Source organism: Amycolatopsis sp. NPDC003865, from assembly GCF_053605345.1.
On record NZ_JBSGJA010000025.1, the window covers coordinates 30032 to 54336 of the forward strand.

Annotated in this window: 30 protein-coding genes; 15 read left to right on the plus strand and 15 right to left on the minus strand. The window is 72.2% G+C overall.

Annotated elements, in window-relative coordinates; all coding sequences use genetic code 11:
- The first annotated feature begins 23 nt into the window (after window positions 1-23).
- The 3 genes from ACWEVP_RS41070 (at window position 24) to ACWEVP_RS41080 (ending at window position 2829) form a co-directional block, all read left to right on the plus strand.
- Window positions 24-917 (plus strand): LLM class flavin-dependent oxidoreductase, encoded by an 894-nt coding sequence (locus ACWEVP_RS41070; RefSeq protein ID WP_452067991.1) that lies wholly within the window; start codon window positions 24-26, stop codon window positions 915-917.
- A gap of 9 nt (window positions 918-926) precedes the next feature.
- Window positions 927-1379 (plus strand): MarR family winged helix-turn-helix transcriptional regulator, encoded by a 453-nt coding sequence (locus ACWEVP_RS41075; RefSeq protein ID WP_452067992.1) that lies wholly within the window; start codon window positions 927-929, stop codon window positions 1377-1379.
- 70 nt (window positions 1380-1449) lie between these two features.
- Window positions 1450-2829, plus strand: a complete 1380-nt coding sequence (locus ACWEVP_RS41080; protein ID WP_452067993.1) for a hypothetical protein — start codon at window positions 1450-1452, stop codon at window positions 2827-2829.
- Here ACWEVP_RS41080 and ACWEVP_RS41085 read toward each other — a convergent pair.
- Genes ACWEVP_RS41085 through ACWEVP_RS41110 form a run of 6 tightly spaced genes read right to left on the minus strand, consistent with a single transcriptional unit; the run spans window position 2826 to window position 7756 of the window.
- On the minus strand, window positions 2826-3044 hold the full coding sequence (locus ACWEVP_RS41085) for an acyl-CoA carboxylase subunit epsilon (protein ID WP_452067994.1): 219 nt from the start codon (window positions 3042-3044) through the stop codon (window positions 2826-2828). The two genes, ACWEVP_RS41080 and ACWEVP_RS41085, sit on opposite strands and share 4 nt — an antisense overlap.
- The gene (locus ACWEVP_RS41090; RefSeq protein ID WP_452067995.1) at window positions 3041-4678 is read right to left on the minus strand and encodes an acyl-CoA carboxylase subunit beta; all 1638 of its coding nucleotides are present in this window, start codon (window positions 4676-4678) and stop codon (window positions 3041-3043) included. The genes ACWEVP_RS41085 and ACWEVP_RS41090 overlap by 4 nt, the downstream gene beginning before the upstream one ends.
- A gap of 59 nt (window positions 4679-4737) precedes the next feature.
- Window positions 4738-5382, minus strand: coding sequence for a response regulator (locus ACWEVP_RS41095; RefSeq protein ID WP_452067996.1), 645 nt, complete (start codon window positions 5380-5382; stop codon window positions 4738-4740).
- Complete coding sequence (locus ACWEVP_RS41100) at window positions 5382-6482, minus strand: sensor histidine kinase (RefSeq protein WP_452067997.1); 1101 nt, start codon at window positions 6480-6482, stop codon at window positions 5382-5384. Before ACWEVP_RS41100 ends, ACWEVP_RS41095 begins: the two co-directional genes overlap by 1 nt.
- A gap of 34 nt (window positions 6483-6516) precedes the next feature.
- Window positions 6517-7308: an SRPBCC family protein gene (locus ACWEVP_RS41105; RefSeq protein ID WP_452067998.1), complete on the minus strand. Its 792-nt coding sequence runs from the start codon at window positions 7306-7308 to the stop codon at window positions 6517-6519.
- 31 nt (window positions 7309-7339) lie between these two features.
- The gene (locus tag ACWEVP_RS41110) at window positions 7340-7756 is read right to left on the minus strand and encodes a MarR family winged helix-turn-helix transcriptional regulator (RefSeq protein WP_452067999.1); all 417 of its coding nucleotides are present in this window, start codon (window positions 7754-7756) and stop codon (window positions 7340-7342) included.
- 78 nt (window positions 7757-7834) lie between these two features.
- Here ACWEVP_RS41110 and ACWEVP_RS41115 point away from each other — a divergent pair, with 78 nt between their 5' ends.
- On the plus strand, window positions 7835-8407 hold the full coding sequence (locus ACWEVP_RS41115) for an NAD(P)H-dependent oxidoreductase (RefSeq protein WP_452068000.1): 573 nt from the start codon (window positions 7835-7837) through the stop codon (window positions 8405-8407).
- Here ACWEVP_RS41115 and ACWEVP_RS41120 read toward each other — a convergent pair.
- Window positions 8379-8738 (minus strand): winged helix-turn-helix transcriptional regulator, encoded by a 360-nt coding sequence (locus ACWEVP_RS41120; protein WP_452068001.1) that lies wholly within the window; start codon window positions 8736-8738, stop codon window positions 8379-8381. The genes ACWEVP_RS41115 and ACWEVP_RS41120 overlap by 29 nt on opposite strands.
- An 83-nt stretch (window positions 8739-8821) precedes the next feature.
- Here ACWEVP_RS41120 and ACWEVP_RS41125 point away from each other — a divergent pair, with 83 nt between their 5' ends.
- Both ACWEVP_RS41125 and ACWEVP_RS41130 read left to right on the plus strand, forming a co-directional pair.
- Entirely contained in the window at window positions 8822-9673 is an 852-nt protein-coding gene (locus ACWEVP_RS41125) for an NAD(P)-dependent oxidoreductase (RefSeq protein WP_452068002.1), read from the plus strand.
- Complete coding sequence (locus ACWEVP_RS41130) at window positions 9670-10410, plus strand: SDR family NAD(P)-dependent oxidoreductase (RefSeq protein WP_452068003.1); 741 nt, start codon at window positions 9670-9672, stop codon at window positions 10408-10410. Before ACWEVP_RS41125 ends, ACWEVP_RS41130 begins: the two co-directional genes overlap by 4 nt.
- A 305-nt stretch (window positions 10411-10715) precedes the next feature.
- Here the strand turns inward: ACWEVP_RS41130 and ACWEVP_RS41135 are convergent, their stop codons facing one another.
- The gene (locus tag ACWEVP_RS41135; protein WP_452068004.1) at window positions 10716-11492 is read right to left on the minus strand and encodes an NAD(P)H-dependent oxidoreductase; all 777 of its coding nucleotides are present in this window, start codon (window positions 11490-11492) and stop codon (window positions 10716-10718) included.
- A gap of 71 nt (window positions 11493-11563) precedes the next feature.
- Here ACWEVP_RS41135 and ACWEVP_RS41140 point away from each other — a divergent pair, with 71 nt between their 5' ends.
- Window positions 11564-12562, plus strand: a complete 999-nt coding sequence (locus tag ACWEVP_RS41140) for a GlxA family transcriptional regulator (RefSeq protein ID WP_452068005.1) — start codon at window positions 11564-11566, stop codon at window positions 12560-12562.
- 13 nt (window positions 12563-12575) lie between these two features.
- On the opposite strand, the gene ACWEVP_RS41145 is transcribed toward ACWEVP_RS41140, so the two are convergent.
- The gene (locus ACWEVP_RS41145; RefSeq protein WP_452068006.1) at window positions 12576-13475 is read right to left on the minus strand and encodes a LysR family transcriptional regulator; all 900 of its coding nucleotides are present in this window, start codon (window positions 13473-13475) and stop codon (window positions 12576-12578) included.
- A 96-nt stretch (window positions 13476-13571) separates the two neighbouring features.
- Between ACWEVP_RS41145 and ACWEVP_RS41150 the strand changes: the two genes are divergently transcribed.
- Complete coding sequence (locus ACWEVP_RS41150; protein WP_452068007.1) at window positions 13572-13955, plus strand: nuclear transport factor 2 family protein; 384 nt, start codon at window positions 13572-13574, stop codon at window positions 13953-13955.
- 28 nt (window positions 13956-13983) lie between these two features.
- Here the strand turns inward: ACWEVP_RS41150 and ACWEVP_RS41155 are convergent, their stop codons facing one another.
- On the minus strand, window positions 13984-14595 hold the full coding sequence (locus tag ACWEVP_RS41155; protein WP_452068008.1) for a TetR/AcrR family transcriptional regulator: 612 nt from the start codon (window positions 14593-14595) through the stop codon (window positions 13984-13986).
- Window positions 14596-14605: 10 nt separating this feature from the next.
- On the minus strand, window positions 14606-15418 hold the full coding sequence (locus ACWEVP_RS41160; protein ID WP_452068009.1) for a class I SAM-dependent methyltransferase: 813 nt from the start codon (window positions 15416-15418) through the stop codon (window positions 14606-14608).
- Between the two features lie 190 nt (window positions 15419-15608).
- Between ACWEVP_RS41160 and ACWEVP_RS41165 the strand changes: the two genes are divergently transcribed.
- On the plus strand, window positions 15609-16202 hold the full coding sequence (locus ACWEVP_RS41165) for a dihydrofolate reductase family protein (protein WP_452068010.1): 594 nt from the start codon (window positions 15609-15611) through the stop codon (window positions 16200-16202).
- On the opposite strand, the gene ACWEVP_RS41170 is transcribed toward ACWEVP_RS41165, so the two are convergent.
- Window positions 16186-17037 carry a sigma-70 family RNA polymerase sigma factor gene (locus tag ACWEVP_RS41170; protein ID WP_452068011.1) on the minus strand — a complete coding sequence of 284 codons (852 nt, stop codon included), beginning with the start codon at window positions 17035-17037 and terminating at the stop codon, window positions 16186-16188. The two genes, ACWEVP_RS41165 and ACWEVP_RS41170, sit on opposite strands and share 17 nt — an antisense overlap.
- A gap of 64 nt (window positions 17038-17101) precedes the next feature.
- Between ACWEVP_RS41170 and ACWEVP_RS41175 the strand changes: the two genes are divergently transcribed.
- Entirely contained in the window at window positions 17102-18109 is a 1008-nt protein-coding gene (locus ACWEVP_RS41175) for an oxidoreductase (RefSeq protein WP_452068012.1), read from the plus strand.
- Here ACWEVP_RS41175 and ACWEVP_RS41180 read toward each other — a convergent pair whose 3' ends face one another.
- Both ACWEVP_RS41180 and ACWEVP_RS41185 read right to left on the minus strand, forming a co-directional pair.
- The gene (locus ACWEVP_RS41180) at window positions 18110-18445 is read right to left on the minus strand and encodes a VOC family protein (protein WP_452068013.1); all 336 of its coding nucleotides are present in this window, start codon (window positions 18443-18445) and stop codon (window positions 18110-18112) included.
- 10 nt (window positions 18446-18455) lie between these two features.
- Window positions 18456-18782: a DUF6223 family protein gene (locus ACWEVP_RS41185; protein WP_452068014.1), complete on the minus strand. Its 327-nt coding sequence runs from the start codon at window positions 18780-18782 to the stop codon at window positions 18456-18458.
- A 186-nt stretch (window positions 18783-18968) separates the two neighbouring features.
- Here ACWEVP_RS41185 and ACWEVP_RS41190 point away from each other — a divergent pair, with 186 nt between their 5' ends.
- Together ACWEVP_RS41190 and ACWEVP_RS41195 are read left to right on the plus strand one after the other, a co-directional pair.
- The gene (locus ACWEVP_RS41190) at window positions 18969-20063 is read left to right on the plus strand and encodes a sensor histidine kinase (RefSeq protein ID WP_452068015.1); all 1095 of its coding nucleotides are present in this window, start codon (window positions 18969-18971) and stop codon (window positions 20061-20063) included.
- Window positions 20060-20728, plus strand: a complete 669-nt coding sequence (locus tag ACWEVP_RS41195) for a response regulator (protein WP_452068016.1) — start codon at window positions 20060-20062, stop codon at window positions 20726-20728. Before ACWEVP_RS41190 ends, ACWEVP_RS41195 begins: the two co-directional genes overlap by 4 nt.
- On the opposite strand, the gene ACWEVP_RS41200 is transcribed toward ACWEVP_RS41195, so the two are convergent.
- Window positions 20701-21726, minus strand: coding sequence for a C40 family peptidase (locus ACWEVP_RS41200; RefSeq protein WP_452068017.1), 1026 nt, complete (start codon window positions 21724-21726; stop codon window positions 20701-20703). The genes ACWEVP_RS41195 and ACWEVP_RS41200 overlap by 28 nt on opposite strands.
- Window positions 21727-21861: 135 nt before the next feature.
- Here ACWEVP_RS41200 and ACWEVP_RS41205 point away from each other — a divergent pair, with 135 nt between their 5' ends.
- The 3 genes from ACWEVP_RS41205 (at window position 21862) to ACWEVP_RS41215 (ending at window position 24258) form a co-directional block, all read left to right on the plus strand.
- Window positions 21862-22659, plus strand: coding sequence for a biotin--[acetyl-CoA-carboxylase] ligase (locus ACWEVP_RS41205; protein ID WP_452068018.1), 798 nt, complete (start codon window positions 21862-21864; stop codon window positions 22657-22659).
- Between the two features lie 85 nt (window positions 22660-22744).
- The gene (locus ACWEVP_RS41210; protein ID WP_452068019.1) at window positions 22745-23329 is read left to right on the plus strand and encodes a PH domain-containing protein; all 585 of its coding nucleotides are present in this window, start codon (window positions 22745-22747) and stop codon (window positions 23327-23329) included.
- A complete protein-coding gene (locus tag ACWEVP_RS41215) occupies window positions 23329-24258 on the plus strand; it encodes a hydroxymethylglutaryl-CoA lyase (protein WP_452068020.1) in 930 nt (309 codons plus the stop codon). The genes ACWEVP_RS41210 and ACWEVP_RS41215 overlap by 1 nt, the downstream gene beginning before the upstream one ends.
- Window positions 24259-24305: the final 47 nt, after the last annotated feature.

The following is a 24305-nucleotide window of genomic DNA, read 5'->3' on the forward strand; positions in this document are numbered from 1 at the left end:
ACGAACTACTACTGGGAGGAATCATGACTCACTTCGGCATCGGCGTGTCCACCGCCGTCTCCGCGGTGCCCGGCACCCTGGACCTCGCCGTCCAGGTCGACCGCGCCGGCCTCGACCTGCTCACCGTCTCCGATCACCCCTACCACGCCGACCGGCTCGACGCGTACGCCGAGATCGGTGTCCTGCTCGGGCGCACCGAACGGATCTCCGGCCTGGTCAGCGTCACCAACCTGCCGACGCGCCCGGCGCCGATGCTCGCGCGCACCATCACCAGCCTGTCCGCGCTCACCGGCGGCCGGATCGTGCTCGGCATGGGCGTGGGCGGGCTCTGGGACGACATCGCGCGGCTCGGGTTCCCCAAGCTGACCCCCGGCCAGGCCGTCCGGGCCTTCGAAGAGGGCATCCGGCTGGTCAAGATGCTCGGCGGCGGCGGCGATCCCGTCACCTTCGACGGCGAGTTCCACCAGGTCACCAACCTCGAGCCCGCCGCCGAAGAAATGCCGCCGGTGTGGACCGGGTCCGTCGGGCCGAAGTCCCTCGCCGTCACCGGGCGGGTCGCCGACGGGTGGATGCCCGGCCACGCCGCCGACTGGCTCAGCGAGCGCTTCCGCACCTCGCGCCCGCTGATCGACAAGGCCGCCGTCGACGCCGGGCGCGACCCCGCCGACATCGCCACCGTCTACAACTTCCCCGGCCGCATCACCGGCGCGCCGCTGCCGAAGACCCGCACCGAAGACGGCCGCTGGATCGGTGGCTCGCCGGACCAGTGGGTCGAGGAGCTGACCGGCGCGGTGCTGGAACACCACGCCGCCGGGTTCGTCCTCTTCGGCCCCGGCGGCAGCACGCCCGACGCCGTGTCCGCCGCGCGCTGGGCCGGGGAGATCGTGCCCGCCGTGCGGGAAGCCGTCGCGAAGTAGGCTGGCGCGATGGGGAAACACGGGGAGGACCTCGGCGTGGTGGCCGGGCTCGTGCGGGCGTCGTTCCTGGTGAACGCCGTCTACGCCGAGTCGGCCCGCGAGTACGGGCTGACCGTGCAGCAGGGTCAGCTGCTGTGCGTGCTGATGGGCCGGCCGTACGGCATGGGCGACCTCGGCGCGACGCTCGGCCTCGAGAAGTCCAGCCTGACGGGCCTGGCCGACCGGGCGGTCCGGCGCGGGCTCGTCCGCCGCGAGCCCGACCCGGACGACCGCCGCGCGGTGCAGGTCGTGCTGACGGAGGAGGGCCGCGAACTGGCGGAGGAGTTCTACGCGGCGACGTGCCGGCGCGTCGACGAGCTGGCGGCCGGCCTGCCCGCCCCGGACCGCGACCGCCTCGCGGCGCTGCTGGGGAGGATCGTCGCCGACAACGAGGCCCCGACTGTTTTCCTCGACGTCATCTGAACCCGACTTTCGTCGGGCCGCGGCCGGGTGACAGTGGGAGCGCCCAGGTTCCCTGTCGCCGAGGAGCACCATGAAGCGCCTCATCCCGTTCGCCGTCGCGGCGCTCGCCGCGGGTCTGCTCGCCGCACCCGCTCACGCGGCGACCGTCCACCGTGTCCTGTTCGACAACACGAAGGCCGAGACGGCGGGCAACGCCGACTGGATCGTCGGCACCTCGCAGCCCGACCCGACGGCGCAGAACTCCCTGCCGCAGAAGGAAACCGACTGGACCGGCGCGCTCTCGGCGTGGGGCGTCGCGCTGCAGAAGACCGGGCAGTACAGCATCAAGACGCTGCCGGCCGGCAACACCATCACCTACGGCACCGGCGGCGCGCTCGACCTCCAGAACTTCGACGAGTTCGTGCTGCCCGAGCCGAACGTCGTGCTGAGCGCGTCCGAAAAGACCGCCGTCATGCGGTTCGTCCAGAACGGTGGCGGGCTGTTCCTCATCTCCGACCACACCGGCAGCGACCGCAACAACGACGGCTGGGACTCCCCGGAGATCATCAACGACCTCGTGACGAACAACGGCGTCGACAACACCGACCCGTTCGGCTTCTCGGTCGACCTGAAGAACATCTCCAGCGACCACCCGGTGGCCATCAGCGACTCGGCGAACCCCGTGCTGAACGGCGCTTTCGGCACGGTGAGGCACAGCCTGATCGCCAACGGCACCACGTTCACCCTGAAGCCCGCGGACAACGCCTCGGTCAAGGGGCTCGCCTACCTGAGCACGTCGTCGCCGGGGAACTCCAACGCCTTCTTCGTGACCAGCACGTTCGGCTCGGGCCGCGTCGCGATCTGGGGCGACAGCTCGACGATCGACGACGGCACCGGCCAGTCCGGCAACACGCTCTACAACGGCTGGACGGACTCGACGGCCGACAACGCGGCCCTCGGCCTCAACGCGACCGCGTGGCTCGCGGGGAGCGGCACCACGACGCCGCCCGGCAACTGCACCGCCGGGCAGCTCCTCGCGAACCCCGGCTTCGAGTCGGGCGCCACCGCGTGGACGGCGTCGTCGGGCGTGATCGGCCAGCACGGCACCGACGAGCCGGCCCGCACCGGGACGTGGAGCGCCTGGCTCGACGGCTACGGCTCCGCGCACACCGACACCGTCAGCCAGACCGTGACGCTGCCGAGCGGGTGTTCGGCGTACACGTTCTCGTTCTGGCTGCACATCGACACGGCCGAGACGGGCACGACCGCGTACGACAAGCTGACCGTGAAGGCGGGCAGCACGACGTTGGCGACGTACAGCAACCTCAACGCGGCCGCCGGGTATCAGCAGCGAAGCTTCTCGTTGTCCGCGTACGCGGGGCAGTCCGTGACGCTCAGCTTCAGCGGCGTAGAAGGCTCACAGCTGCAGACGTCCTTCGTCGTCGACGACACCGCCGTCGCCGTGAGCTAGCTGGGGAAGCCCGAAGCGCGCCAAGCACCTTCGCCGGGGTGGAGCGGTCGACGCAGCGAAGCAGCGTGATCGCCCCACCACGACGTACGCGGCTTCGGCTTCTCCGGCGCCTTCGCGGCCGACGCCGCGGCGACGACCGCCGTCAGCGCCGCCAGCTCGGCGTCGCTCGGGTTGCCTCGGACCACCCGCAGCAGGGGCTTCTCGTCGCCGCTCACAGCGGGATGTTCCCGTGCTTCTTGGGCGGCAGCGACTCGCGCTTGTTGCGCAGCAGCGACAGCGCCCGCGCGACGTGCCCGCGGGTGTGCGCCGGCACGATCACCGAGTCGACGTAGCCGCGCTCGGCCGCCGCGTACGGGTTGAGCAGCGTGTCCTCGTACTCCTGGATCAGCTCGGCGCGCAGCGCGTCGACGTCCTTGCCCTCGTTGGCCGCGTTGGCCAGCGTCTTGCGGTGGACGATGTTGGCCGCGCCCTGGGCACCCATCACCGCGACCTGCGCGGTCGGCCACGCGAGGTTGATGTCGGCGCCGAGGTGCTTGGAGCCCATGACGTCGTACGCGCCGCCGTAGGCCTTGCGCGTGATGATCGTGACCAGCGGGACCGTGGCTTCGGCGTAGGCGTAGATCAGCTTCGCGCCGCGGCGGATGATGCCGTTCCACTCCTGGTCGGTGCCCGGGAGGAAGCCCGGGACGTCGACGAAGGTGAGCACCGGGATGTTGAACGCGTCGCAGGTGCGCACGAACCGCGCGGCCTTCTCGGAGGCGTCGATGTCGAGGCAGCCGGCGAACTGCGTCGGCTGGTTCGCGACGACGCCGACGCTCTGCGCGTCGACCCGGCCGAACCCGACCAGGATGTTCGGCGCGAACAGCTCGTGGACCTCGAGGAACTCGCCGTCGTCGAGGACGCGGGTGATGACCTCGTGCATGTCGTACGGGGTGTTCGGCGAGTCCGGGATGATCGTGTCGAGCTCGCGGTCGGAGTCGGTCACGTCGTCGAAGAACCCGGGTCGCTCGGCCGGCGGGTCGAACACCGGCGCGTCGGAAAGGTTGTTCTGCGGCAGGTAGGAGAGCAGTTCCTTGACGTAGGCGATGGCGTCTTCGTCGTCGGAACCGAGGTAGTGCGCGACGCCGGACTTCGTGTTGTGCGTGCGGCCGCCGCCGAGCTCCTCGAAGGTGACGTCCTCGCCGGTGACCGTCTTGACGACGTCCGGGCCGGTGATGAACATCTGCGAGGTCTCGTCGACCATCACGATGAAGTCGGTGAGGGCGGGGGAGTAGACGTGCCCGCCGGCGTTGGCGCCCATGATCAGCGAGATCTGCGGGATGACGCCGGACGCCTTGACGTTGCGGTTGAAGATCTCGCCGTAGAGGCCGAGCGAGACGACGCCTTCCTGGATGCGCGCGCCGCCGCCTTCGTTGATGCCGATGATCGGGCGGCCGGTCTTGATCGCCAGGTCCATGACCTTGACGATCTTCTCGCCGTAGACCTCGCCGAGGCTGCCGCCGAAGACGGTGACGTCCTGGCTGAAGACGCAGACCGGGCGGCCGTCGACGGTGCCGTAGCCGGTGACGACGCCGTCGCCGTAGGGCCGGTTCTTCTCCTGGCCGAAGTTGGTCGAGCGGTGCCGGGCGAGCTCGTCGAGCTCGACGAACGAGTTCTCGTCGAGGAGGAGTTCGATGCGTTCGCGGGCGGTTTTCTTGCCCTTGGCGTGCTGCTTCTCCACCGCCCGGGCCGAGCCCGCGTGCACCGCCTCGTCGTAACGGCGATACAGGTCGGCCAGCTTGCCGGCCGTGGTGTGGATGTCCGGTTCGTCCTCGGGCGGCGTCCCGAGCGGCTCCGTCGCACTGCTCATGGCACCGGAGCTTAACTACTTGTCGGTCACTTCGCGTGTGGCGTAGGCAACGTCCGAGCTCACGCCGAGGGCCGCACCAGGCCGGACTCGTAGGCCGCGATCACCAGCTGCGCCCGGTCCCGGGCCGCCAGTTTGTGCAGCAACCTGCCGATGTGGGTCTTCACCGTCGCGATCCCCAGGTGCAGCCGCGCCGCGATCTCGTCGTTCGACAACCCCCGCGCGATCAGGGCCAGTACCTCCTGCTCCCGCGCCGTCACCCCCTCCAGCCGCGCCACCGGGCCCGTCGGCAGCCGCGCGAACTCCGCCACCAGTCGCCGCGTCACCGAGGGCGCGAGCAGTGCGTCGCCCGCCGCCACGATCGAGATCGCCGCGAGCAGGTCCGCCGGCCGCGTGTCCTTCAGCAGGAACCCGCTCGCCCCCGCGCGCAGGGCCGCGTACACGTATTCGTCCAGGTCGAACGTCGTCAGCATCAGGACCCGGACGTCCGACGCGGCGCAGATCCGCCGGGTCGCCTCGATGCCGTCCATCGAGGGCATCCGCACGTCCATCAGCACGACGTCCGGGGTGAACCGGCGGGCCAGCGCGACCGCCTCGACGCCGTCGGACGCCTCGCCGACCACCTCCAGGCCCGGTGCGCTGTCGACCAGCACCCGGAAGCTCCCGCGCAGCAGCGCCTGGTCGTCGGCGATCAGGACGCGGGTCATCAGGCCACCGCCGTCTCGTAGGGCAGCCGCGCGAAGACGCGGAAGCCGACGTCGGCGGGCGCCGCGGAGAACTCGCCGCCGTAGACCGCGACGCGTTCGCGCATGCCGATCAGCCCGTGTCCCGGCGTCGCCGACCCGCCGCGGCCGTCGTCGCGGACCTCGATCGTCACCTCGCCGTCGGTCCCGGTGACGCGGATGTGGCACGTCGCCGCGCCCGCGTGCTTGACCACGTTGGTCAGCGCCTCCTGCACGATCCGGTACACCGACTGGCCGACCCCTCCGGGGAGCTCGTCGAGGCCGTCGACCGCGAGGTCGACGGCCGGGCCCGCCTGCTCCGCGCGTTCGGCGAGCGCGCGCAGGTCGTCGAGCGTCGGGGCGGGGGCCAGCGCCGGGACGCCGGTGCCGTCGCGCAGCACGCCGAGCATCCGCCGCAGCTCGGCCAGCGTCTCGCGGCTCGTGTCTTCGATGACGCGCAACGCTTCGCGCGCTTCGGCGGGCTGCTCCAGTGCGACGTGGTTGCCGACCGCGGCCTTCACCGCGATCAGGCTCATGCTGTGCGCGACGACGTCGTGCATCTCGCGCGCGATCCGCAGCCGTTCCGCGGAAACCGCTTCCCTGGCATGGTTTTCCCGTTCGGCCGCGGCGTATTCGCGGCGGCCGTGGACGGCGATGCCGAGCGCGAACCCGACGATCAGCGCCGACGCCCCGAAGTTCACCGTGGTCGCGACGCTCGGGTTCGGCACCGCGACGCCGAGCAGGCCGACCGCGAGCAGCCCGGCGGCGAACCCGATCCGCGACGCCCGGCTGCCCCGCGCCACGACGAACGTGTAGAGCGCGCACCCGGCCCCGACGACGGCGACCGCGAGCACGGGCCCGCCGATCGGGACGGCCGCCGCGGTCAGGACGAGGGCGAGCACGTACGCGGGCCGCGGCCACCAGCGCCGCAGCAGGATCGGGCTGACGCTCGTCAGCATGATCGTCCAGCCCAGCCACCCGGGCAGCCACGGCGGCAGCGCCCACGCCCCGGCGGCGAGGTTGCCGCCGGCCCCGAACGCCAGCACCACGACCGCGAGCGCGTCCAGCGCCACGCGAATTCGCATGAACCGAACGTAATGCGCACGCGGGCGCCGCGCGTCAACCCTGGGTCGGACGCTCCGCGTAGTGCTTCTTCACGGCCTCGACGTGGTCGGGTGTCCAGTCCGGCAGGTCGACGCCGTGCGTCGCGGCGAACAGCTTGTCGAGCTGCTCGTGCCGCCGCGCCAGCTGGGCGGGGACGTCGGCTTCCGGCGCTTCGGTGAACTCGACGCGGGTGCCGTCGAGGGGATCCTGGAGCACGTGCCAGCCGGGTTCGGCCGGGAGCAGCGCGCGGACTTCGCCGACCGGCTTCCACACGAGGTCGCGGCGGAAGCGGATCGTGCCGTCTTCGAGGACTTCGCCGTGGCCGAGGCCGAATTCGTCCACATAGGACGCCATCCGGGCGTGCCAGTTCGTCGGCCGCTCGGCGTCGCGGCCGGACAGCCGCGCGTCGAGGGCGTCGAGGCAGACGTCCCAGCCGGCGGCGGTGCGGCCCGCGGCCAGCTTCGCGATCGCCGGCTCGCCGCGGCCGAAGGTGTGCGTGAACTCCAGGAGGCTGCCGTCGCCGTCGGGGGTGATGAGCCAGCGCAGGGTGTCGTCGTTCCAGACGAAGGTGAACTCGCGCGGCGGGTCGGCCGTGACGACCCGGCCGGTCGTCGAGGTGTCCTCGCCGGGGAAGGTGAACCGGATGGCGCCGCCGTCACGCAGTTCGACGTCCACCTTCGCCGGGAACCAGTGCTCGAGTTCGGCCGGGTCCGTGATGGCGCGCCAGACCTGCTCGGGCGCGTGCTTGAGCCGGCGTTCCAGCCGGAGGGCGGGACGGTCCTCGTCGGTCAGCAGTGTCGCGGGCATGCCCGTATATAACCACCGAGGCATATACGGGTCAAGCACCGCGGACGGCGGCGACCGCCGCGGAGAGCTCCGGATCGCTCGCGGCCTTGTCCAGCGAAGTCCGCAGCACCGCGCAGTACGTCGGCTCGGTTTCGGCGTAGCGCTTGCGGCCGGCGTCGGTGATCACCGAGTAGACGCCGCGGCGGTCGTCTTCGCACAGGTCGCGGATGGTCAGCCCGGCGTCCTCGAGGCGCGCGCACATCCGGCTGACCGAGCTCTGGTTGAGCCCGATCGCCTCGGCGAGCTCCTGCATCCGCAGACCGCCACGCGGGCCTGCGACCAGCTTGCCGAGCGCGCGGTATTCGGACAGGCCGAGCCCGTGGCGCCGTTGCAGCGCCTTCCCCAGTTCCTGCTCGACGCGGGCGTGCAGCACGAGCATGCGTCCCCAGGACTGTTCGTCGACGGTCATTTCCCGCCCTCCTCTTGACGCCAGGATAGTCCATGGGCAGTATTTATATGTACATGCAAGTAACTGAGGGGATCGACGATGACCCGGAACTTCCTCTTCCTGGTCGGCGCGGCGCGCGCCGGCGGGAACACCGAGATGCTGGCCCGGCGGGCGGCGAAGGAGCTGCCTGGCGACGTCGAGCAGCGGTGGCTCCGGCTGCCCGAGCTGCCGCTGCCGCCGTTCGAGGACCGCCGCCACGGCGCCGGTTCGCACCCGGAGCCCGGCGAGAACGAGCAGCTGCTGATGGACGCGACCTTCGCGGCGACCGACATCGTGATCGTGTCGCCGGTGTACTGGTACTCGGTCGCGGCGAGCGTGAAGCTCTACCTGGACTACTGGTCCGGCTGGATGCGGCTGCCGGTCGAGTTCAAGCCGAAGATGCGCGGCAAGACGCTGTGGGGTGTGAGCGTCCTGAGCGAAACCGCGCGCGAGGCCCAGCCGCTGATCGGCACGCTGGAGCTGTGCGCGGAGTACCTGGCCATGGACTGGGGCGGGGTCCTGCTGGGCAACGGCAGCCGTCCCGGCGACGTGCTCCTGGACGCCGACGCGATGTCGGCGGCTTCGACGTTCTTCGCCGGAGTGCTCAACGAGCGTGCGGAGGTGCCGGTGTGACGCCGCGGCGCTTCGCGATGCCGGCCATGTTCTCCTCGCCCCAGTCGCCCAGCGGCAGCAGTGCGGTGTTCAGCCGCTGACCCAGGTCCGTCAGCGAGTACTCGACCTTGGGCGGGATCTCGTGGAAGACCTCGCGGTGCACGACTTCGTCGGCCTCGAGTTCGCGCAGCGCCTGGATGAGCATCTTCTCGCTGATCCCGGCCACCTTCCGCTTCAGCTCGCCGAACCGCAGCGGCTCGGCGTGCAGCGCCCAGAGGATCAGCGCCTTCCAGCGGCCGCCGACCACGTCGATCGCCGCGTCCAGCCCGCAGCGGTAGGTTCTCGCCAGCATGCAGGTTCCTTACGTTTTGGTGGGTACCTGACTTATTAGTCGGTACTTGTCCATCGTAAAGCGCCGGCAGCAGCATGATCGGCATGGGAGAAAGCAAGAAGCAGGTGGGCGTGCTCGGCCTGGGGCGGATGGGTGCCGCCCTCGCCGGGGCGCTGCTGGGGGCGGGCCACGACGTCGTGGTGTGGAACCGGTCGCCGCTCAAGGCGGGTCCGCTGGTGGATCGCGGCGCGCGGCTCGCGGCGACGCCCGCGGAAGTGGCCTCGGCGGACGTCGTCCTCAGCTGTCTGTCCACATACGACACTCAACAGCCGGTGCTGGAAGCCGCTTCGCCGAAGGTGCTGGTGAATCTGACGTCGGGGACGCCCGCGCAGGCTCGTTCGTCGGCCTCGTGGGCGTCCTCGCGGGGAATCGAATACGTGGACGGCGTGATCATGGCGGTCCCGCAAGGCATCGGGACCGCCGAAGCGCGGATCCTCTACTCGGGTTCCGCGGCGACGTTCGGTGCGCAGCGCGAGGTGCTGGAGGTGCTGGGAGAGCCGGTGTTCCTCGGCGAGGACGCCGGGATGGCGGCGCTGTACGACCTGGCGCTGCTGGGCATCATGTGGTCGACGATGGCCGGTTACCTGCACGCGCTGGCGCTGGTCGGCAGCGAGGGCGTGGCGCCGTCGGAGTTCACGCCGATGGCGCTGCCGTGGCTTTCGGCGGTCGGCGGGTTCCTGCCGGGGATCGGCGCGCAGGTGGCGAGCGGGGACTACTCGACCGACGTGTCGGCGCTGGACATCAACGCGGCCGGGCTCGGGCTCCTGGTCGAGACGAGCCGCGCCCAGGGCATCAACGCTGCGGTGCCCGCGGCGGTCCGGGAGTTGTTCGACCGCGCGGTGGCTTCGGGCCACGGCGAGCACGCGATCGCGAGTGTCATCGAGGAGATCCGGTGAGGTTTTCGGGCAAGAAGGCGGTCGTCACGGGCGGCACGCACGGAATGGGCCTGGCCGTGGTGCGAGCCCTGCTGGATGGCGGCGCGGAGGTCCTGGCGACCGGCCGGGACGTGTCGGGTCTGGACATCCCGGGGGCGCACTTGCTGTCGTCGGACGCTTCGTCGCTCGAGGACATCGACGCGCTGGCGGCGGTCGCTCTCGACCGGCTCGGAGCGGTGGACCTGGTGTTCATCAACGTCGGATTCGCCACGTTGACGCCGTACGAGGAGGCGACCCCGGAGATCTACGACCGGACGTTCGCCGTGAACGCGAAGGGCGCGTACTTCACGGCCCAGCGCCTGGCGGGACTGGTGCGGCCTGGCGGCTCGTTCGTGTTCACGACCTCGGTGGCGGCGGGCGCGGGAATCGCGGGAATGGGCCCGTATTCGGCGGCGAAGGCGGCGGTCAGATCATTCGCGCTGACGTACGCGGCGGAGCTGGCACCGCGCGGGATCCGGGTCAACGTGGTCAGCCCGGGATACACGGACACGCCGACGATGGGGGTGACGGGAGTGCCCGACGAGGTGCTGTCGGCATTCAAGGAGACAGGCGACGAGGTGACGCCGCTGAAGAGGCACGCAAGGGTGGAGGAGGTGGCGGCAGCGGTGCTGTTCTTGGCATTCGAGGCAACGTTCACAACGGGCGCGGACCTCCCGGTGGACGGGGGCCTGAGCCAGCGGCTCACGTTGCCGGCTTGAGTTCCGGCGCGGGCTCGGCGGACGGCTTGCCGAGCCCGCGCCGGGTTGCGCCTGCGCCGAGCTGGCTTGCGCCGGACTGGTCTCCGGCCAGGCTGGGCCGGGCCTGGCGGGGTTGGGTGCGGCTGGGCCGGGCCTGGCCGGGTTGGGTGCGGCGGGGTTGCGCCGGGCGGGGTTGGGCTGGGCCCGGCGGGGTTGGGCGCGGCTGGGTTGGGCCGGGCCTGATGGGGTGCCTCGGCCAGGCCGGGATGCCCCGAGCCGTGGTGGGCCGGTGCACTCGTCGTTCGCGCGGTGGCCTCCGGCGCGTCTCACTCTGACTGCGTCAGGTGGATCGCCAGGCCTGTCGCGCCTGGTGCGTGCTCTGGGCGCAGCACCAGGTCTTCGTCGTAGTCGCCGCCGTTCTGGGTGCGGAACGGGATCGGTTTCGTCGTCGCCAGGGTGCCCAGGCGCCTGCGCAGCCGGTCCCTCGCCTCGGCGAACTGCTCGTCCGGGACCCGGTCGGCGCCGTAGACCGGGACCGGCGGCAGGACCGACATGCCCGCGTAGAACAGCGTCCCGTGGTGCAGTGGCCACAAAACCTCGTCCAGCGCGCCGTTCACCCCGCGCGGGCCCATCGCCGGTTCGCGGGCTCCCGCGGTGAGCACCACCATCGCCCTCTTACCCGCGAGCCGGCCTTCGCCGTAGCGCGCTGTGCGGCCGTCTTCCCGGCGGACGCCGTAGGCGAAGCCCTTCACGAACACCCGGTCGAACCAGCCCTTCAGGATCGCGGGCAGGCCGTACCACCACAGCGGGAACTGCACGACGAGCGCGTCCGCCCAGTCGAGTTTCTCCTGCTCCGCCACGATGTCCGAGCTCAGTTCGCCCTTCGCGTGCGCGCGGGCCGACGTTGCTCCGACCACCAGCCGCTCGTCGCCGGCCTCGGTGCCGAAGTCGGTCGCGTCGACCACCGGGTTCCACTTCATCGCGTACAGGTCCGACTCGCGGACGTCGTGCCCGAGTTCGCGGAGCGTCCGGAGGCCGTCGTCGCGGAGGGCGCCGTTCAGCGAGTGCGGCTCGGGGTGCGCGAAAACCCACAACACGTTCATGACCTCGATGGTCACGCCGGCCGCCGCCTCGATCGAGTGGCCTGATAGCCAACATGTGCAAGAATCGAGCCATGGCCGAATTCGCGCACCCGGACCGTCACCACGTCGCCGTGCTGGTCAGGCACGGCATGCTCGTGATGGAACTGGGCATCGTCCACCGGCTCTTCGGGCAGGCGCGCTCGGCGTCGGGCGCGCCGCTGTACGAGGTCGTCACCTGCGCCCTCGAGCCGGGCCCGGTCCGCACCGACTCGGACTTCGCCATCCCGATCGACCGCGGGCCCGAGGTGCTGGCCGAGGCCGACACCGTGATCGTTCCCGCGTCACGGGCCGAGTACGAACCCCTCGCGCACGTGCTGACCCCGCCGCTTGCGGCCGCGCTGGACCGGATCCCGGCGGACGCGCGCATCGCGTCGATCTGCACCGGTGCGTTCGTGCTCGCCGCGGCCGGCCTCCTCGACGGCCGCCGCGCGACCACGCACTGGCGCTCCGCCGACGAGCTCCAGAACCGGTTCCCGGAGGTCGACGTCGACCCGCACGTCCTCTACACCGACGACGGCAACGTCCTGACCTCGGCGGGGGTCGCGTCGGGGATCGACCTGGTGCTGCACATGATCCGCCACGACCACGGCGCGGCGGTCGCCAACGAAGTCGCCCGCGGCACGGTGGTCTCCCCGCACCGCGAAGGCGGCCAAGCCCAGTTCGTCCGGCGGCCGGTGCCGGAGCCGCGCACGTCGTCGACGAAAGCCGCCCGTGCGTGGGCGCTGGAGAACCTGCACCGCCCGCTGACGTTGCGCGAGCTCGCCGCCCGCGAGGCGATGAGCACCCGGACGTTCACCCGCCGCTTCCGCGAGGAGGTCGGCATCTCGGCGCTGCAATGGCTGACGCAGCAACGGATCGAGCGCGCCCGCCAGCTGCTCGAGGAGTCGGACCTGCCGGTCGACCGCGTGGCGGCCGAAGCCGGTTTCGGCACGGCGGCGTCGCTGCGCCAGCACTTCCAGGCCGCGCTCGGGGTGTCGCCGAGCGCGTACCGGTCCACGTTCCGCGGCGAACTGGCGGCGCAGGCGAGCTGAACCGGGTACGAGGTCACCCCGCGGGGACGGCTCCGGGGCGAGGCAGTGCTTCGCCGATCTCTACGGCGGTTCGCACGAACCGCGCGATCCGCAGGTCCCGCGCACCTGCCGGCCAGGCGAGGGCGAGCGAGTACGGCGTCGCGTCGCCGACCGGCCGGTAGACGATGTCGGCCCGCCGGTGCCACTCCGCGAACGACACCGGCAGCAGCGCGATCGCCTGCCTGAGCGCGACCGTCTCCAGCAGCTGGGCGCCGTCGTGCACGACCGGTCCCGGGGTGACCGGGCGGCCGGTCACGTCCTGGCCCGCCCAGTAGGCCCGGTCCGCGGCCGACGCGTCCGGCCAGCACGGCGTCGGCCGCCCGGCGAAGTCCGCGCAGGTGAGTGCGGACCGGTCGGCCAGTTCGTGCCGGAAGGACAGCGCGGCGACGCGCGGCTCGGTGAACAGCACCTCGACGTCCAGGTCGCCGTGGTCGCCCGGGCAGCCGAGCAGGGCGAGGTCGGCCCGGCCGTCGCGCAGCATCTCCGCCTGCTCGCCGAACCCGCTGACCCGGATCTCGACCGGGCCCGGAAACCTGTCGGCGATCCGCCGCAGCAGTTCGGTGGCCACCCCGGGTTTCGCGGTGACGACGAGCGCCGGCGGCTGCTGGGCCACCCGGCGGGTGCGCCGGACCGCGTTCGCGACCGCGTCCAGCGCCTTCGCCGACTCCGTGAACAGGACGTTCCCGGCCGGCGTCAGCTCGACGTGCCGGCTGGTGCGTTCGAAGAGCTGGACGCCCAGCCGCCGCTCCAGCAACCGGATCGCGCGCGACAGCGGCGGCTGCGCCATCCCGAGCCGCTCGGCGGCGCGGGAGAAGTTCAGCTCCTCGGCGACCGCGCGGAAGTACCGCAGCTCACGGACCTCGACGTCGTCCATACCGCGAGGGTATCGCGGCGGAGTCGATCGGTCTTTCCCTTTCTTTTCGGCGGATGGTGGGCTTGGTGTCAAGAACTCCACAAAGGACGGACAGGGATGACGGAAAACCAGCGGAACAAGGAAGTCGTGCTCGCCTTTATTCGAACGGCCTTCACCGAGAAGCGCCCGGCCGACGCCTTCGCCGAGTACGTCGGCGAAAACTACGTGCAGCACAACCCGCATGCGCCGGCCGGCGCCGCCGCCTCGGCGGAGCACCTGGAGCGGTTCGTGGCCGGATTCCCGGAGCTGACGCTCGAGGTGCGCCGGGTGATCGCCGAGGACGACCTGGTGTGCACGCACGGCCTCATGCGCCTGACCCCCGGCTCGCGGGGGAGCGCGGTGGCGGACGTGATGCGGGTGCGGGACGGGCGGATCGTCGAGCACTGGGACGTGGTGCAGGACGTCCCGGAGGTGACGGCGAGCGGGAATCCGATGGTCTAGGTGCCGGCCGGTGGTGCGGGCGCGAGAGCTACGGCGCGATGCCGTCGAGGGTTGCCCGCACCACCGAGTCCACCGTTGGCGGGTCCAGGGGGCCGGTGTGCGGGAAGACCGCCGCCAGCACCGCGGCGTGGCAGTAGCCGACCAGCAGGGCCGCTGCCGCGTCCACTTCGGACTCCGGGCGCAGCCTGCCGAGGGCTCGCTCCTCCCGCAAGTACGCGAGCAGGCGGTCGCGCCAGTAACCCGATCGCTCGCTGATCTCCGCGAAGCGTTCCAGCACCCCCGGCTGGCCGAGCAAGCCGCTGAACGCCGGCACGATCACCTTGTGCAGTGCCAGGCCGAACTCCACGTGGCGGTGGAGGTTCTCCGCCACCGTGCCTTCGCCCGCCACCGGCAGGTCGCCCAGTTCCGCTTCCGTCGTGCGCACGTGCTCCAGCAAGGCCCGGGCCACCAGCTCCTCCTTGTCGGAGAAGTGGTTGTAGAGCACGCCGTCGGCGACGCCCGCCATGCGCGCGATCTCGCGCACGGTCATGCCGGCCGTCCCGTGCGTGGCGATCATCTTCTGGGCGGTCTCGACCAGCAGGTCGTGCAGCGACTGGCCGTCGCGCTGCGCCGCGGCTTTCCTCGGTGACATCACCGCCATCGTAAGGGCGTCACGACCTCCTTCCCGTGACCAGCCACGCCGTGCCGCGCAGGCGGACCGCGTCCGGGCCCGCGTACGGCGCCAGCGCTGCCGTCAGGGCTTCGGCCGCCTTGGCCGCGGTCTCGGCGTCGACCAGGCCCAGGTGGTGGCGGACCGGGCCCCAGTCGCCGATGAACCCGGCCGCGTCCGGGATGTCGCGCCCCCACACCTGATCGGCCTCGACGCGGGTGCACTCCACGTCCGAGAAGCCGGCTTCGGTGAGGACCGCCCTCGTGCGGTCCGGGTCCGCGAACGACGTCGGCCCGCTGCCGTCGGGGCCCGTGGGCTGCGGCAGGTACTCGGCGAGCGCGCCGAACACCCGGCCGAGGTCGGTGCCCGCCAGCGCGGTCATGCACAGGAACGCCAGCCGGCCGCCAGGGCTCAGGGCCCGCCGGACGTTGGCGAACGCCGCCACCGGGTCGGCGAAGAACATCACCCCGAACCGGCTGACCGCCAGGTCGAACCCGCCTTCGGCGAACGGGTACACCTGGACGTCCCCCTGCTCGAACGTCACGTTCGGCACTCCCGCCGCCCGCGCGGTCGCGAGCATCGGCCCGGACAGGTCGACCCCGGTCGCGGACCGGGCCCGCGCCGCCGCCAGCCGCGTCAGCTGGCCGTTGCCGCAGCCGATGTCCAGCACCCGGTCGCCCGGGCCCGCCAGGTCGAGCAGGTAGCCGTTGAACCCGCTGTTCACGGCGTCGTACCGGTCCGCGTGCGACGCCCAGTGCTCGCCCTCGTACCCGTTCCACGCCTCGGCCTGTGTGGTGTTGACGATCCCGGTCATCCCCATCTCCTCCGTTGTGAACACGCGTTCATGAACACTCGTTCATCGTCGCGGGAACCGCGGCGGCTGTCAAGGCATCGGCCACCCGGAGCCGGATGTCGGCCAGGTGGCAGATCTTCCGGCGCGGCAAGCGCGGAAGACTTCCCATCAGCGAGGCAAACCGCCTCCGACCAGCACAAAGGAGCTAGCAATGGCCGACGTCATCGCCAACATGTCCATGTCCCTCGACGGCTTCGTGGCCGACCCCGAGGACCGCATCGACCACCTGTTCGGGTGGTTCGGCAACGGCGACGTCGAGGTGCCGACCGCGGTCGAGTGGGCGACCTTCAAGACCTCCGAAGCCAGCGCGAAGATGCTGCGTGACGCCCTGGAGAACGTCGGCGCGCTGATCACCGGGCGCCGCCTGTTCAACCTCACCCAGGGCTGGGGTGGCATGCACCCGATGGGCGCGCCGGTCTTCGTCGTCACCCACGAGGCGCCCGCGGACTGGCCGCACCCCGACGCGCCGTTCACGTTCGTCACCGACGGGCTCGAAAGCGCCGTCGAGCAGGCGAAGAAGGTCGCCGGCGACAAGAACGTCGCCGTGGCGAGCACGACGATCGCGCAGCAGTGCCTCAACCTCGGCCTGCTCGACGGCATCCAGGTCGACCTGGTCCCGGTGCTGCTCGGCAAAGGCGTCCGGTTCTTCGACAACCTCGACGCCACCATCGCCCTGACCGGCCCCGAGGTCGTCGAGGGCACCGGCGTGACGCACCTGTCCTACCGGGTCAACCGAGGAGCGTGACGTGCAGCGCGGCCAGGCGGGCGGGGTCGGCGACCACTTCGTACGCCGCCACCCGCTCGCCTTCGACCGCCACGGCGAGCGCGAGCAGCAGCCGGCCGCGCGGCGCCACGACGACGCCGACCGCGCCGTCCACCAGGGCCGCTTCGGCGAAGTGCGCCCGTTTCCCGAACACCTGGGTCTCCTGGGCCACCGCGCGTGCCCCGCGCACCTCGAGGGCCGCGCCGACGGGCAACGCGGCCGCGTCGGCGCGGCGGACGACGTCGGGGGCCAGCACGTCCAGGAGCTCCTCGAGGTCGCCGCCGCGGGCCGCGGCGAGGAACGCGTCGACCACCCGGCGATGCCTCGCCAAGTCGGCCGGCGGCAGCGGCGAGGTGCCCCGGACCCGCTGCCGCGCGCGGCTCGCGAGCTTCTTCGCCGCGACCGGCGTGCGGTCCAGCACCGGCGCGATCCGCTCGAACGGCACCGCGAACAGGTCGTGCAGCACGAACGCGATCCGCTCGGCCGGGCCCAGCGCGTCCAGCACGACGAGCAGCGCGCGGCCCACCGAGTCGGCCAGCTCGACCTCGGCGGCCGGATCGGCGGCGGCCGCCGGCTCCGGCAGCAGCTTGACCGGATCCTCGCGACGGGCCTTCCGCGAGCGCAGGACGTCCAGGCAGACGCGCGAGACGACCGTTGTCAGCCAGGCCGCCAGGTTGTCGACCGAGCCGGCGCGGTTCAGGCGCAGCCAGGCTTCCTGAACGGCGTCGTCCGCCTCGGGCAGCGAGCCGAGCATCCGGAACGCCAGCCCGCGCAGCCTGCCGCGTTCCGCCTCGAACTCCCCGGCCAGCTCGTCCATCGGTCACCTTCCGCCCGCACCCACCGTCGCACTCCCGACGGATCCCGGCGACCAGAGGTGACCGATGAGCTTGCTGACCCCTGCCGACCTGGGCGCGTGGCGCCTGCCGAACCGCGTGGTGCTCGCCCCGACGACCCGCGCGCGCGTCCCGGGCGGCGTGCCCGGCGAGCAGCAGGCCGCCTACTACGCGCGGCGCGCCGGCGCCGGGCTGATCGTCACCGAGGGCACCTGGGTGAGCGAACGCGCCGTGGGATTCCCGGACGTGCCGGGCATCCACACCGGCGACCAGGTCGCCGGGTGGCGGCCGGTCACCGACGTCGCGCACGCGCTCGGCGCCCGGATCGTGGTGCAGCTGTGGCACACCGGCGCGGTGTCCCACCCGGACTTCCTCGGCGAACGGCCGGCCGGACCCTCGGCGGTCGACCCGCAGGAGACTGTGCACACCGCATCGGGCAGGCGCCCGACCGTCACCCCACGCGAGATGAGCACGGCCGACATCCGGGCTGTCGTCGCGGACTACGCCCACGCCGCGGAGAACGCGCGACGCGCCGGCTTCGACGGTGTCGAGGTGGCCGCCAACGGTGTGTACCTGCTCGCGCAGTTCCTGCACCCGCGGCTGAACCGCCGCACCGACGCCTACGGCAAGTCTCGGCGCACACTGCTGCTGGAGGTCGTCGACGCCGTGCGCGCGGCCGGAATCGCCGTCGGGGTACGGCTTTCGCCGTGGTGGACCGGCGGGCTGTTCACCGTGGACGAACCGCTGCGCGCCGAGTACGACGAGCTGGTGGCTTCACTCGATGTCGCTTACCTCCATCTCCGCGGGCCCGACACCGGACCGGATTTCGCCGGCTTCGCCAGGTATCGACGGCTCTTCCGCGGATCGCTGATCGTGAACAACGGCTTCGACCGCGGCTCCGGCGACGCCGTGGTCGAAGCCGGGATCGCCGACGCCGTTTCCTACGCCCGGCTCTTCATCGCGAACCCCGACCTCGTGACGCGGTTCGCGCTCGGCCTGCCGCTGGAAACCGCCGATCCCGCCACGTACTACGGCCTCGCCGCGGCGTCCCGGTAGCTACTCCGGGCACCACACGGCCAGCTCGCTGCCGCCGGGTTCGCGGAAGTGGAAGCGCCGGCCGCCGGGGAAGGCGAACGGCTCCTTCGTCACGTCCCCGCCGGCCGCTTCGACGGCGGCGCGGGCGGCCGCCAGGTCGTCCGTGCGGACCGTGACCAGCGGCGCGCGGGCCTGCTCGGCCGCGTCCGCCTGGAAGCCGAAGGTGACGCCGGCGGCCCGGACGTCGGTGTAGTCCGGGCCGTACGGCGTCACCTGCCAGCCGAAGGCGCGCGCGAAGAACTCGCCGGACGCGGTGGCCGACGTGGACGGGAACTCGACGAAGTCGACTTCGTACATGCCCCCGACGCTAGCGGCGACCACCGACAAAACCGCGCGAGCGAGCCCATGCCAGCCCGCCGAGCGCGGCGGCGGCCACTCCGATCACCAGGGCCACCCAGCCGCCGACGATCCCGTACCCGGTGCCCGGGCCGCCTTTGGCCGCGGCCACGACGACCACGCCGCCGGCCGCGGCGGCGGCTCCCGCGGCCAGTGCGACGACGGCTCCCCGGCCGCGGGTCACCGCCAGTACGCCGGCGACGACGCCGGCCAGCCCGACCGCCGCGGCGATCAAGGACCAGAGCCGGCCGGGCGTCAGGCCGTAGGTGGCGGCGGCGGCGAGGTGTTCGACGGACATGGCGTGCTCCCATCTTCGAGGTGCGGTGAGCATGTCCGCCGGACCCGCCGCGCGTCGTCGTGCGGACGCGGGCACTTCGCGCTGCCGCGGCCGTCGCAGGAACCGCCGGTGTACCGCGTCCGCAGTAGTCCGCGAATGCTCTTCACGCGGGATTCGCCGTCCGGAACACCCGGTTAAGGTGCGGGGATGCGGGTCGTGGACGGGGTGGTCGCCGCCGGGGTGGCGGCGGCGCTGCTGATCGCCGGGCTTTCCGCGCGGCACGTGCCCACGGACCTCGACGCGCTGGGGTACGCGCTCCTGGTGGCGGGCGGGCTGGCGCTGGTGGCGCGCCGCCGGGCGCCGGTCGTCGTGCTCGCGGTGACCGCGGCGTGCGCGCTGGGCTACCAGGCCGTCGGGTTCGAAGTGCCCGTCGTCGCCTACTTGTTCGCGGTGTACGCCGCCGTCCGGGCGGGACACCGCGTCGCCGCGGTGGTCGCTTCGGTGCTGATGCTGGGCGCGGTCCCGCTCGCGATACTGGCCACGGGATCGCACACCGCGGGCGAGGCGTTCACGCAGGCCCGCGACGTCCTCCAGCTGGCCTGGCTGATCGCCGCCGGCGCGGCGGGGGAGGCGCTGCGCCAGGCCGAGCGGCGCGCCGACGAAGCCGAACGGACCCGCGAGGAGACCGCGCGACGGCGGGCCGACGAGGAGCGGCTGCACATCGCGCGGGAGCTGCACGACTCGCTCACCCACCAGATCTCCGTCATCAAGCTGCAGGCCGAAGTGGCCGTCCACCTGGCCGCGAAGCGGGGCGAAGACGTGCCGGAAGCGTTGCTCGCGATCCGGGACGCGGGCCGTGACGCGGCGCGCGAACTGCGTGCGACGCTGGAGGCGCTGCGCGACGACGGCAAGAACCCGCCGCACGGGCTCGACGACGTCCCGGACCTGGTGGACCGGGCCCGCTCCGGCGGGCTCGACGCCCGGCTGACGATCGAAGGCCGTTGTGACGACGTGCCGGCGGCGGTCGGCCGGACCGCCTACCGGATCGTCCAGGAGTCGCTGACGAACGTCGCCCGGCACGCCGCCGCGGCCACCGCGTCGGTCCGGATCGACCACCGGCCCGGCACCCTGGTCGTCCGCGTCGACGACGACGGGAAGGCCACTGTGGACAGTGCGCCGGGCGTCGGGCTGACCGGGATGCGCGAGCGCGTCACGGCGCTCGGCGGGCGGCTCCACGCCGGGCCACGCAGCGAAGGCGGGTTCAGCGTCCGGGCGGAGCTTCCCGTGGACCACCCGGCATGATCCGCGTCCTGCTGGCCGACGACCAGCCCCTCATCCGCAGCGGGTTCCGGGCGCTGCTCGACGCCGAGGCCGACGTCGAGGTGGTGGCCGAGGCCGCCGACGGCGGCGAAGCCGTGACGCTCGCGCTGGAGCACCTGCCGGACGTCGTGCTCCTCGACGTCCGGATGCCGGGCGTCGACGGCCTCGAGGCGACCCGCCGCATCGCCGCCGACCCGGGGTTGTCCGCCGTGCACGTCGTCATCCTGACCAACTACGGCTTCGACGAGTACGTCTTCGAAGCGCTGCGCGCCGGCGCGGCGGGGTTCCTGGTGAAGGACATCCGGCCGGAGGACTTCCTGCACGCCGTGCGCGTCGCGGCCCGGGGCGACGCCCTGCTCGCGCCGTCGATCACGCGCAAGCTGATCGACCGGTACGTGACGCAGCCGCCGCTGCCCGGCGTGGCGCTGACCGAGCTGACCAACCGGGAACGGGAGGCGGTCGCGCTGGTCGCGCGGGGCCTGTCCAACGACGAGATCGCCGCGCGGATGGTGATCAGCCCGCTGACCGCGAAGACGCACGTCAACCGGGCGATGACGAAGCTGGGCGCGCGCGATCGGGCCCAGCTGGTCGTGTTCGCCTACGAGTCGGGGCTGGTGCCTCAGGCCGGACGGCCCGCGCCCGCGTAGTCGTCGCCCTTCGAGTGGTACGTGTGGATCTGGATCGCCTGGCCCTCGGTCGGCGCGTTGATCATCAGCCCGTTGCCCAGGTACAGCCCCACGTGGTGGATGCGCGTCGCCGGGCTGCCGTAGAACACCAGGTCGCCCAGGCGCGGTTCCTGCGTGGCCGGCACCGGCGGCAGGGCGCGGAACTGGCTGTCCGCCGTCCGCGGCAACGCCACCCCCGCGCTGTCATACGACGCCTTCGTCAGGCCCGAGCAGTCGAAGCCCGCCGCGCCCGCGTCCGGGCCGTTGCCGCCCCAGACGTACGGGAGGCCGAGCTGGCCCAGGGCGAACCGGGTCGCGCGGACGCGCGGTGAGGACGCCGACGCCGGGTCCAGCGACAGCGTCGCGTACAGCTGGGCCATGCCCAGGACGCGCTGGCGGAACAGCTCCGTCTCGCTGCCCGGGTGGTAGGCCGCGATCGCCTTCCACCAGCCCGGGCCCGCGCCGAGGTCCGTGCCGCCCGCGCACAGCGCACGACCGGCCGCGACCGGGGCTTCGCCGCCGTACTTCTTGGCCTGCGCCGCCGTCAGGCCCAGGAGGTTCCCGCCGCCGCGGCCGTGGTTGGACGCCGCCGCGCCGACGCCCGCCAGCGTGACCCACGAAAGGTGGCACGACGGGTCTTCGCTCCGCAGTGCCAGCTCGCCGTTCGCGTAGCCGATCAGCGCGTCCGCGGGGATGTCCAACGGCCCGGCGAGCTGGTCGGCCCACTGCTGCAGCGGGCTCTTGCCGCCCTGGCCGGACGCGCCCTGACCCGGCTCCTGCGCCTTCACCGGTGCGCTGACCTCGAGGACCGAGGGGCCCGACGCCGCGTCGCGCGCCACCGGGATCGCGGCCGCCGGGGCGGGCTCGGGCGACCGGTCGGCCAGCAGCCAGCCCGCGGTGACGAGACCCGCGACGAGCGGCAGCGCGACGAGGCCGCGCAGGGCCGCGCCGCGAGCCCAGGAGGTCGGCTTCGTCGTCACAGGGTCCAACTTAGAAGAGCGCACCTCTTAGTGAACGACTGAGTAGCTTGCACGTTAGGGGGACTCTCATATGGTGGACACTAGAATGGACAGCGGAGCGAAGCGACTCGGTTGAGGGCGGTGGCGGGGGCATGGATGGATGAGATCGACGCTGCCCGGCTGAGTGCGGCGCTCAAGGATCGGTACGCGAAGATCGACGTCGTCGAGCGCACCGGCTCCACCAACGCCGACCTGCGCAAAGCTCTCGAAGACGGAGTCGCCGACCGGACCGTTCTGCTGGCCGAGGAGCAGACCGCGGGCGTCGGCAGGAGGGCGCGTCAGTGGAGTTCGCCGAAGGGCGCCGGGCTGTACCTCAGCGTGGCGCTGCGGCCGGACGTCCCGTTCACGGCGCTGGGCTCACTCTCCGTCGTCGCCGGGCTCGCCGTCCGGGCGGCCGCTGCCTCCGTCGGGGTGGACGCCACGCTCAAATGGCCCAACGACGTCCTCTCCGGCGGCGCCAAGTGCGCCGGGATCCTCGCCGAGGCCGTCGCCGGGAACCCGCCGTCGATCGTGCTCGGCATCGGCCTCAACGTCCTGCCGCTCGGCGACGTCCAGCCGGGGCCGGGCGGCCTGCCCGCGACGTCGCTCGCCGAGCTGGGCGCCACGAACACCGACCGCACCGACGTCGCGATCGCGCTGCTCACCGAGTTCGACGAGCTGGAGAAGCGCTGGCGGCTCGCGGGCGGCGACCTCACCGAGGCGGGCCTGCTCGGCGACTACCGCGCCCACTGCGCGACCCTCGGCCAGGACGTCGAGGTCCAGCTGCCGGACGGCACGTCGCTCACCGGGCGCGCCGCCGACATCGACGCCGCCGGCCAGCTCCAGGTCGACATGGCAGGCGGCCAGCGGCACACCGTGTTCGCGGGTGACGTGGTGCACGTCCGCCCGGCCTGATTCTTCGGGGCGTTGCACTCACCGGCCGGGCGTCTCGCCGGTACGGTGAAGCGACATCGCCGCACCGACCTTGGGAGCGTCCGCCGTGGCTTATCCGGACGATTTGCTCAGCGAGCAAGAGCACGTCGTGGTGCACAGTCACCCGCACTTCAAGATGCTGATCTTCCCGACGCTCGCGTTCCTGGTCACCCTGGGCGCTGGCATCTGGCTGGCGATCCTCGCGAAGGACGCCGGCTCGCCGTGGAACACGGTGGGGCTGATCGCCATCGGGGTCGTGGCGCTCGTGCTGATCGTGTGGCTGTTCCTGGCACCGCTCGTCCGCTGGCGGACCACCCACTTCATCGTGACGACCGACCGCCTCATCGCCCGCGAGGGCGTGCTGAAGCGCACCGGCATCGACATCCCGATGGGCCGCATCAACAGCGTCCAGTTCGAGCACGGCCTGCTCGACCGGGTCTTCGGCTGCGGCACCCTGATCATCGAGTCGGCGTCCGACGAGCCGCTGCGGTTCGAGGACATCCCGCACGTCGAGAAGGTGCACACGGTGATCTACCGCGAGGTCAACGACAACCCGTACGACGACTACCGGCCGGGCGCCCAGCAGCCCCAGCGGACCGAGCCGTTGCCGCCTCAGGGCGGGCACCCGCCGCGCGGCGATCGTCGCCGCTGATGGGCACGCGCGAACTGGGCCTGCCGGAGCGGGTCCCCTCGGCGGGGGAGCTGCCGGAGCGGGTGACGATCTGGGAGGTCGGCCCGCGGGACGGCCTGCAGAACGAGAAGACGATCGTCCCGGTCGAGGTCAAGCTGGAGTTCCTCGACCGGCTCGCCGGCGCGGGCCTGACGACGCTGGAGGCGACCAGCTTCGTGCACCCGAAGTGGGTGCCGCAGCTGGCCGACGCCGAGCAGCTGCTCGCGGGGCTGGACCGCCGGGAGGGCGTCCGCTACCCCGTGCTGGTGCCGAACGAGAAGGGCCTGAACCGCGCCCTCGACGCGGGCGTCGAGCACATCGCGATCTTCGCCAGCGCGACGGAGACGTTCGCGCAGAAGAACCTCAACTCGTCGCTGGACGAGCAGTTCGCGATGTTCGAACCGGTCGTGACGCGGGCCCGGGAAGCCGGTCTGGACGTGCGCGGCTACCTCTCGATGTGCTTCGGCGACCCGTGGGAGGGCGCCGTGCCGGCCAAGCAGGTCGCCGACGCCGGCCGCCGCCTGCTCGACATGGGGTGCTCGCAGCTTTCGCTGGGCGACACCATCGGCGTCGCGACGGCGGGCCAGGTGGAAAACCTGATCGGCCTGTTCGGCGATGTCGGTACTTTGGCCGTGCACTTCCACGACACCTACGGTCAGGCTCTCGCCAACACGCTCGCGGCGCTCCGATGTGGAGTGTCGACTGTGGACTCTTCGGCGGGCGGGCTCGGCGGCTGCCCGTACGCCGAGTCGGCGACCGGGAACCTGGCCACCGAAGACCTGGTGTGGATGCTCGACGGGCTGGGTATCGCTCACGGAGCCGACCTGGACGCGCTGGTGGCGGCCAGCACGTGGATGGCGGGGCAGCTCGGCCGTCCGAGCCCGTCCCGCGTGGTCGCCGCGCTGAGCTGACCGCGCCCGCGCCCGCGCTAAGGGGGTGCGGTATCAAGGGGGACCGG